Raw genomic sequence first — 6008 nt, 5'->3', positions numbered from 1 at the left:
GAAATTTGCCTCGAATTGAACGCATTGATGACCTCTGAATGCTAGCCTCTTCAGGTCATTTGGGTATATTGAGAGTTATTGGATTGACTGAGATACTGGAACTACCCCATGAGGAAATTGGGAGAGGTAATGACCTTGAAAGGAAAGCGCGAAAAAGGAACAGCATCCGCCACGCCGCCTCTGGGCGAGGCAATCAAAAGCGCATTAGAAAAAGCGAAGGCCTCGCTGAGCCCGCTGGTTGAACGTGTTCAACCTTACTGGAATTCCTTGCCAAAACTGCACCGCACGGCGATTTCAGTGTTGGGCGCGTTGTTGGTGGTGCTTTTGCTTTGGCCATCAAGCGATGACACAGCCCCTGAAACGAATACAGCCGGAGAGCGTGTGCCAGTGCCACTTGCGGTTGGGCAGCAGGAAGCCAGCAACGACGAAGGCTTTGATGCCGACGGAGAGCAGGTGATATCCACGCAGACAGTGGGCGCACAAACCGTGAATACGGACTGGGTGAACTATGAGGTGAAAGGCGGTGATACGCTGTCTAACATCTTCCGTGCACAGGACTTGCCGCTGCCAGACCTTTATGCCATCTCAGCGATTGAGGGTGACGATAAGCCTCTCAGCCGAATCCAACCGGGACAATTGCTTCGCTTTAAGCGTAATGATCAAGGTAGCTTGGACATGCTGCAGATTGAAACGTCAGGGGCGTCGGTGATTTTCTTTAGGCTGTCAGATGGCAGCTTTGCCCGCCGTAAATAATGTCTGAAAACAGAAGAGGGCTGCCATTGGGCAGCCTTTTTTATGTCTGTTTACCGCCTATTAGGCAGCGACGCGGCGCATGTCGATGTGCGGAATCCCGTCTTCCAGATACTGCTCGGAAATTTCTTCAAAGCCGTGGCGACGATAGAACTCCCGTAGGTGATATTGAGCACCAATGGTGATCGGCGCTTTTGGCCACACGTCATGCGCCTGAATGATGGCTTGTTTGACCAGCTCACTGCCACAGCCGTTTCCGCGTTCGGTATTGGCGGTCACAATGCGTCCGATACTCATTTCCGGATAGGTGAGGCCGGCGGGCAGAATGCGGGCGTAGGCTGTCATTTTGTCATCACGGTAACCCAGTAAATGTCGGGTTTCGGGATGGGTATCGTGACCGTCTAGCTCCGGATACGGACAGTTCTGTTCTACGACGAACACGTCGGTGCGCAACCTCAATAGGTCATAGAGTTGCCGGGTCGACAACTGACCAAAGGTCAGGGTTATCCATTGCATTATTGTTATTCCTGATTTTTAAAAATCTCTTGGGCTACTTTTTTCATAGCCCATTTCCCTTTGGGTAGCCGGATAACTTATAAAAAAACCGCGATCAAAGCCGCGGTTTTTCTGTATCAATTTTGGAGGTTTTCAATAATTAAACATTGGGTTAACCAATTATTAATCATTTTTTCAGGTCAATGCGATATTGCGCGAAGCCCACATCATCTGTGCCCACTTTCTCCATTGGGTACTGACCCTTTGCCTTCACAAAATCAGCGGCTTTGTCACTTGGTGAGGTTTCAAACACCACGTTCAGATTAGCGTCGGTTTCGATTGGGGCAAACGACCAGTTATTGTCAGCCGTTGGGGTTACCACACCTTTCTCTTTGGTCACTGCACTGATGAAGTTGGCGACCACGGTACGGTTTTCATCCGGTGAGGCGAAGGCGATGAAGTCATTACCTGTGCCAGGGAATTTACCCAGGTATGCACGGTAGTTGTTAGTCGCAATCAAAAATGGCTGTGCCATATCAACGGGCTTACCGTTGAAGGTCAGGTTCTGGATACGCTCAGCATCCGCGTTGACCAGGTTGCAGTCACCGTCATAACGCGCTGGCTGGGTGATATCCACCTGATAGTTCACGCCATCAATCACATCGAAGTTGTAGGTGCGGAAGCCATCCCAGTTGATGAGTGATTGCTGGGCGCTGGATTGAGGGTCAATTTGGTTAAACTGACCCGCACTGCACTCCAGCCACTCTTTCACTTCTTTACCGGTCACTTTCAGTGTCACCAGCGTGTTTGGATAGAGGTAGAGATCCGCTGCATTTCGGAACGTCAGCTCGCCTGCTTCCACTTCGGTGAAGTTCGCTGGGTCATTCTTACGGCCACCGGCTTTGAACGGTGCCGCGGCTGACAGTACAGGAATGCCGTCCAGATCCGGGTCACCCTGAATGAAGCGTTCGACGTAATCTTTCTGTGCCAGGTTAACAATTTGTACCGTTGGGTCGTCCTGCACCAGCGAGAGGAAGCTGTACATCACGTCGTTCGCTTTACCGATAGGCTGGTTGACGAAATCGCGGGTGCCTTTGTGGTCATGCTCTAACACTTTACGCATTTCAACGTCAGCGTCAGCCAGTGATTTGCCGTCAAAGATAGGGCGTGATTCGCTTTGTACCGGCGTGACAATCCACTCATCGCCTTGCTTGTCGAGTTGCAGATCCATGATACCGACGTGGCTACCCCAACGACCCGGCATTACAGCCGCTACGCCTTTGATGGTGCCTTTTTGGTTATCGACGCCTTTAATGTTGTCAAAGCCTTTGCCTGGGAACACCGCGTGGGAGTGGCCGAAGGCGATGGCATCAATACCGTCAACGTCGGCAAGGTAGTACACCGAGTTTTCCGCCATGGCTTTATATTCGTCTTGCGACAGGCCTGAGTGCGGCACAGCCACAATCACATCTGCGCCTTTGGCTTTCATCTCAGGTACCAGCTTTTCCGCGCTGGCTTTGATGTCTTCCGCAATCACCTTGCCTTCAAGGTTCTTTTTGTCCCATACCATTATTTGCGGCGGTACAAAACCGATATAGCCGACTTTCACCAGATGAGCGTTGCCGTCGATGTCTTTGAAGGTGTGCTCTTTGATGATGTAAGGATTGAAGTAGTGCTTACCGGTGTTGGCATCAATCACGTTGGCGGAGATATACGGGAATTTCGCGCCTTCCAGCGAGCGGTCGAGGAAGTCGAGGCCGTAGTTGAATTCGTGGTTACCGATGTTACCCACATCGTAGTCCAGCAGGTTCATTGCCTTATAGACGGGGTGAACTTCGCCTTTCTCAATGCCTTTGGCCGCCATGTAGTCACCCATCGGGCTGCCCTGAATTAGGTCACCATTATCGACCAATACGCTGTTTTCGACCTCTTCTTGTGCAGCCTTCACGAGCGTTGCAGTGCGTACCAGACCGATTTTTTCACTCGGCTTGTCCTTGTAGTAGTCGTAATCCATCACATTGGTGTGAATGTCGGTGGTCTCGATGATGCGCAGTTTAATGGTGTCCGCCATTGCTGGGCCTGCCATGGTAAGCATACCGGTGAGTACAGCGATGGAAAGCGGACGGGCTGAAAGAGTCATGATTATCTCCCAAGGACAGAAATGTGCCTGTATTTTGCATATCGACGACTAGGAATAGTTACATTTCATCTCTAACTGTGATCTATGACTTGATTAAGTGATATGTAATCGAATGCAGTGCTGGCGCGGCTTCGCGGCGGTTGGAGAAAATTTCGTCGCTATGAGAGTGAAGGTCTAATAGCCATAACGTTATAAAAAATGAATTTTTAGAATTTCAAGTAATAACATCAACTCTCTATAGTGGCCTCAATGGATTGAAAGGGCTGACACTATGGATTACTTGCCAATTTTCGCAAAGCTTGAAGGACGCGCTTGTCTGGTCGTTGGCGGCGGTGAAGTCGCATGGCGCAAAACGCGCATGCTGATGAAAGCCGGGGCGTCTGTCACTATCGTGGCGCCTGATGCGGATCATGACGTTATTGAAGCGGCTGAAAATGGCGAGCTGGTGTGGCTAAAAGAAGGCTTTAAACCGGAGCACCTCGATAACGTGTTTCTGGTGATTGCCGCCACTGATAACCCGCTGGTGAATGAGCTGGTTTCTAAAGCTGCCGATAAGCGTCGTGTGTTGGCAAACGTGGTGGATGACACCCCGAAGTGCAGCTTTATCGTTCCCTCTATTGTTGATCGCAGCCCGATCGTGATTGCGATTTCTTCTGCCGGTAAATCTCCGGTTTTAGCCAGACTCATCCGAGAGAAGCTCGAAACCCTGATCCCGTCGCACGTTGGCCGCATGGCTAAACTTGCTGGCGATTTCCGCGACACCTTAAAACAGAAAATCTCGACTCTGAATGGTCGCCGTAAATTCTGGGAAATGGCGTTTGATGGCCGTTTTTCCTCACTGGTTGCTTCAGGCGACGAAGAAGGGGCCAAAGCAGAGCTCGAGCGACTGACTGAAGGCGTTTCCTTACAAGGTGAAGTGGCGCTGATTGGTGCTGGCCCGGGCGACCCGGGTCTTCTGACACTGCGTGCGCTGCAACTGATGCAGCAAGCCGACGTGGTGCTTTATGACTATCTGGTCTCTGACGAAATCATGGAACTTTGTCGCCGTGATGCCGAGCTGATTTGTGTTGGTAAGCGCGCGAGCTATCACAGCGTATCGCAGGAAGAAACCAACGCCATGTTGGTGAAGTATGCGCAGAAAGGCCATCGCGTAGTGCGTCTGAAAGGCGGCGACCCATTCATGTTTGGCCGTGGTGGCGAAGAGCTACAAGTGCTGCAGGAAGCAGGCGTACCGTTTCAGGTGGTACCGGGTATTACTGCCGCAGCAGGTGCAACCGCGTATGCCGGTATTCCGCTGACACACCGCGATTATGCGCAAACGGCGATGTTCATTACCGGACACCTCAAAAAAGAAGACGACAGTTTCCGCTGGGCGACACTCGCGCGTGGTCGCCAGACGCTGGTGATATACATGGGTCTGATGAAAAGCGCCCATATTCAGCAGCAATTAATTCAGCATGGACGTGACCCGGAGACCCCGGTCGCAATCATAGAAAACGGCACGCGTACCAACCAAAAAATCTATAAAGGCAAACTCAACGAGCTGGAGTCGCTGGCTGAAGGTGTAGGTTCCCCTGCATTGATCGTCGTCGGCGAAGTGGTGCAGCTCGCAGACCAGTTGAACTGGTACGGAAAGCAATCATTCGAAGCGGTAGGTGATGTTCGTGCACCGTCCGTGGTTAATTTAGGCTAAGGAAACAACATAGAATGGAAGCCAAAACTCTTACCCACCTCAAACAGCTTGAGGCAGAAAGTATCCACATCATTCGTGAAGTGGCGGCGGAATTCGATAACCCGGTGATGATGTACTCCATCGGTAAAGACAGTTCCGTGATGCTTCACCTGGCTCGTAAAGCCTTCTATCCGGGCAAGATCCCTTTCCCTCTTCTGCACGTCGACACTGACTGGAAGTTCAAGGAAATGATCAAGTTCCGCGATGAAACGGCGAAGAAATATGGCTTCGAACTTCTGGTACACAAAAACCCAGAAGGTCTGGCAGCGGGCATCAATCCGTTTGACCATGGTTCTTCCAAGCACACCGACATCATGAAAACCCAGGGTTTGAAGCAGGCGCTGAACAAATACGGTTTTGATGCAGCATTCGGCGGTGCGCGTCGTGACGAAGAGAAAAGCCGCGCGAAAGAGCGTGTTTACAGCTTCCGCGACAAGAACCACGTCTGGGATCCAAAGAATCAGCGTCCTGAGCTGTGGCACACCTACAACGGTCAGGTGAACAAAGGCGAAAGCATCCGCGTGTTCCCGCTGTCTAACTGGACCGAGCTGGATATCTGGCAATACATCTACCTCGAAGGCATCGATATCGTGCCGCTGTACCTGTCTGACGTGCGCCCAGTGGTTGAGCGTGACGGCATGCTGATCATGGTTGATGACGACCGTATGAAGCTGCAGGAAGGCGAGGAAATTGAACACAAGAGCGTCCGTTTCCGCACCTTGGGTTGTTACCCACTGACCGGTGCTGTGGAGTCGGAAGCCAACACCCTGACAGGGATTATTGAAGAGATGCTGGTGGCGACGTCGAGTGAGCGTCAGGGACGTGCGATCGACCACGATCAGTCCGCCTCCATGGAATTGAAGAAACGTCAGGGATACTTCTAAGGGATTA

At 51.5% G+C, this 6008-nt stretch carries 5 protein-coding genes; 3 read left to right on the top strand and 2 right to left on the bottom strand.

The annotated features are described in order from the left end of the window. The first annotated feature begins 129 nt into the window (after nt 1-129). Nucleotides 130-753 (top strand): LysM-like peptidoglycan-binding domain-containing protein, encoded by a 624-nt coding sequence (locus D515_RS04755; RefSeq protein WP_002536518.1) that lies wholly within the window; start codon nt 130-132, stop codon nt 751-753. 60 nt (nt 754-813) lie between these two features. On the opposite strand, the gene D515_RS04750 is transcribed toward D515_RS04755, so the two are convergent. Then, complete coding sequence (locus tag D515_RS04750) at nt 814-1266, bottom strand: GNAT family N-acetyltransferase (RefSeq protein ID WP_002536517.1); 453 nt, start codon at nt 1264-1266, stop codon at nt 814-816. Nucleotides 1267-1432: 166 nt separating this feature from the next. Beyond that, nucleotides 1433-3385, bottom strand: a complete 1953-nt coding sequence (locus tag D515_RS04745; RefSeq protein ID WP_002536516.1) for a bifunctional 2',3'-cyclic-nucleotide 2'-phosphodiesterase/3'-nucleotidase — start codon at nt 3383-3385, stop codon at nt 1433-1435. A 271-nt stretch (nt 3386-3656) separates the two neighbouring features. Between D515_RS04745 and cysG the strand changes: the two genes are divergently transcribed. Both cysG and cysD read left to right on the top strand, forming a co-directional pair. Continuing rightward, nucleotides 3657-5078: a siroheme synthase CysG gene (gene cysG / locus D515_RS04740; RefSeq protein WP_002536514.1), complete on the top strand. Its 1422-nt coding sequence runs from the start codon at nt 3657-3659 to the stop codon at nt 5076-5078. A 14-nt stretch (nt 5079-5092) separates the two neighbouring features. Further along, on the top strand, nt 5093-6001 hold the full coding sequence (cysD, locus tag D515_RS04735) for a sulfate adenylyltransferase subunit CysD (protein ID WP_002536513.1): 909 nt from the start codon (nt 5093-5095) through the stop codon (nt 5999-6001). The last annotated feature ends 7 nt before the right edge of the window (nt 6002-6008 follow it).

Origin of the sequence: Grimontia indica (assembly GCF_000333895.2) — a bacterium.
GTDB classification, from domain to species: Bacteria; Pseudomonadota; Gammaproteobacteria; order Enterobacterales; family Vibrionaceae; genus Enterovibrio; species Enterovibrio indicus.
Note: the sequence above shows the minus strand (reverse complement) of the source record. Positions and strands in the feature narration are given on the sequence as shown.

Excerpts from the sequence above, each read along its gene's own strand:
- D515_RS04755 (WP_002536518.1), top strand. The coding sequence starts at position 130 with ATGACCTTGAAAGGAAAGCGCGAAAAAGGAACAGCATCCGCCACGCCG.
- D515_RS04750 (WP_002536517.1), bottom strand. The coding sequence starts at position 1,266 with ATGCAATGGATAACCCTGACCTTTGGTCAGTTGTCGACCCGGCAACTC.
- D515_RS04745 (WP_002536516.1), bottom strand. The coding sequence starts at position 3,385 with ATGACTCTTTCAGCCCGTCCGCTTTCCATCGCTGTACTCACCGGTATG.
- cysG (WP_002536514.1), top strand. The coding sequence starts at position 3,657 with ATGGATTACTTGCCAATTTTCGCAAAGCTTGAAGGACGCGCTTGTCTG.
- cysD (WP_002536513.1), top strand. The coding sequence starts at position 5,093 with ATGGAAGCCAAAACTCTTACCCACCTCAAACAGCTTGAGGCAGAAAGT.